Annotated in this window: 2 protein-coding genes and 1 pseudogene; 1 reads left to right on the top strand and 2 read right to left on the bottom strand. The window is 56.4% G+C overall.

The genetic code is table 11. The features are described from left to right. Window positions 1-854: SLC13 family permease (locus EGH23_RS26205; RefSeq protein WP_220582921.1), on the top strand; the 854-nt coding region annotated here is incomplete at its 5' end. Between the two features lie 54 nt (window positions 855-908). Here EGH23_RS26205 and EGH23_RS26200 read toward each other — a convergent pair. Next, on the bottom strand, window positions 909-1,766 hold the full coding sequence (locus tag EGH23_RS26200; protein ID WP_220582920.1) for a universal stress protein: 858 nt from the start codon (window positions 1,764-1,766) through the stop codon (window positions 909-911). 57 nt (window positions 1,767-1,823) lie between these two features. After that, window positions 1,824-2,350: pseudogene (locus EGH23_RS26195) on the bottom strand (TIGR00341 family protein); the annotation flags it as partial.

Genomic DNA, 2,350 nt, shown 5'->3' with positions numbered 1-2,350 from the left:
AAGAAATCGAACTCACCGAAGTCGTGCTGTTGCCCGGGCCTTGGTCGAGTCGGCGCAGCGGTGTCGCAGACTTCGAGCGCGACTACGACGTGACGGTACTGGCGATCCGGCGCGGCGACGAGGTGATTCGCCAGCGCCTCCGAGAGGTCCGGTTGCAGGCCGGCGACGTCATCCTCGTCCAGGCGCCCGATCAAGTGCTCGATCGCATCGCGAGAGATACGAACGTCGCCATCGCGGGCGAGGACAGATGGGAGGACTTCGACCGATCGAAGATCCCTATCGCGCTGGGGATCCTCGCCGGTGCCCTCGGACTCGCGGCACTCGACGTTCTCACACTCATGGTGAGTGCGCTGACGGGCGTCGCGGCGATGTTTTTCACCGGTATTCTCACACCTGAGGAGGCGTACGACGCCATCGACTGGGAAGTGATCTTCATGGTGGCGGGCGTCATCCCGCTCGGCATCGCAGTCGAGGCATCGGGCACGGCGGCCCTCATCGCCGACTTCGTCGTCTCCGTCAGCGTTCTCCTTCCCGTGATCGCGGTTCTGGGACTGTTCTACCTGGGGACCGCGATCATTACGGAGATGGTCAGCAACTCCGCCAGCGTCGTATTGCTGTTGCCAATCGGGGTCGAGGTTGCCGGCCAGCTCGGCGTCAACCCCTTCGCGTTCGTGATGGCCGTGACGTTCGCCGCCAGCACACCACTACTGACCCCTGTCGGCTACCAAACGAATCTCATGGTCTACGGCCCAGGCGGGTACAAATTCACTGATTTCGCACGCGTCGGTGCACCGTTACAGTTGATACTAACTATCGTGACGACTGTTGGCATCGCATTTTTCTGGGGCCTGTGACTTTAGCACGGATATTCGGCTGCTTGTGGTCTTGGGGAGTATTTGTTGACACACCTATTTCACCGAGATAACGGGCACATCAGCACGGCGAATTACACGTTCGGTAACGCTACCGAGGAGGAACCGACGGATCCCCTTTCGACCGTGAGTCCCCATGACGATACAATCGATATCGTTCTCCTCCGCATATCTGGTAATTTCAAGATAGGGTCGGCCATTCAATACCGAGGTTTCAGTCGGCAAGTACGTCGACGATTGGACCTTCTCGAGAGCGAGGTCTAGCGCCTTCTCACCGATTTCCTCGAGCGCTCCTCGTAATCTCCGGGCTCTATCGCCGTTGATTACCTGTCCCGTCTCGACGACGTAGATGACGTGCAGTGTCGCGTCGACGGATCTCGCCAGTTCACCCGCATGGTCAACGGCCGTATGTGCACACTCGCTCCCATCGGTGGGAACGAGTATTGAACCGATGTCTGGACCGATAACCGTCTCCTCGTGAACAGTCATGACTGGGACAGGAGATTCACGGAGAGTTAGTTCTGCGACGCTCCCGAGGACAGCCCGGCTGAGGCTGAGTCCACTCCTGCCCCGGGTCCCCATGACAATACAGTCGATACTGTGTTTGTCTGTGTAGGTGAGGATTTCTTGATGAATCGACTTCGTCTTTTCAATGACCGCCCTCGTAGCTTCGACATCAGAAGAAGCAGCCAATTCGATAGCCGCTTGTACTGCTTCCGCGCCACTTCGGTCGGGGGCATTGACACCATCAGTATCAGTGGAGGGTTGGTCGTGTTCGAGGACGTGAATCACGTGTAGTTCCGCGTCAAACTGATCGGCAAGTGTAACAGCTGCTTCAGCCGCGGTCGACGAGGCTTCACTGCCGTCAATCGGTAGTAGAATGCGTTGGTACATGATTTTTATCTAACTGGGCTATTGGCCTTTGTTCAGATAAACGGTTACCCCCCGGCACTACCCCGGTTCTTGGACGGTTAGGTATCGAACCTGTACAGCTACGTTGCGACCTGCAATCTCATCAATACGGGTGTTCAAACGATCACCCAGTTCTGGTGGGGCTTCTCCTCGAGGAGCACCAATCAAGATAGTTACCTTGGAAGGACGCTGGGCGAGGAGATTCTCCGAATATTCGAACTGGACCTCAAGTAGAACGAACTCTGAATAAACCGGTTCATCGAGAATTGATTGGATATCATTTTGAATCGATTGCTCGGAAGTGGCAGTCTGATACGAGGAGAATGTAACAGTTCCGAGGAATGCAGAAAGGATCAGAATGCTAATCAGGAGAACGCCGACGCGTTTGACGAATGTCTTTCTGGTCTGCTCCATACGGAACCATTTCTCAGGCCGGTATCCCATATACCAGAGCACAAGGAGTGCGGCGAGATTGATCGACAGAAGGTTAACGAGGAGCAACACGCCGGAGCCCACGGCGAGTGCCGTATTCCCCCACGCGATGGCGATACCGACCGTCGCTGCGG

The sequence above is a fragment of the Haloarcula nitratireducens genome (assembly GCF_019599505.1).
Note: the sequence above shows the minus strand (reverse complement) of the source record. Positions and strands in the feature narration are given on the sequence as shown.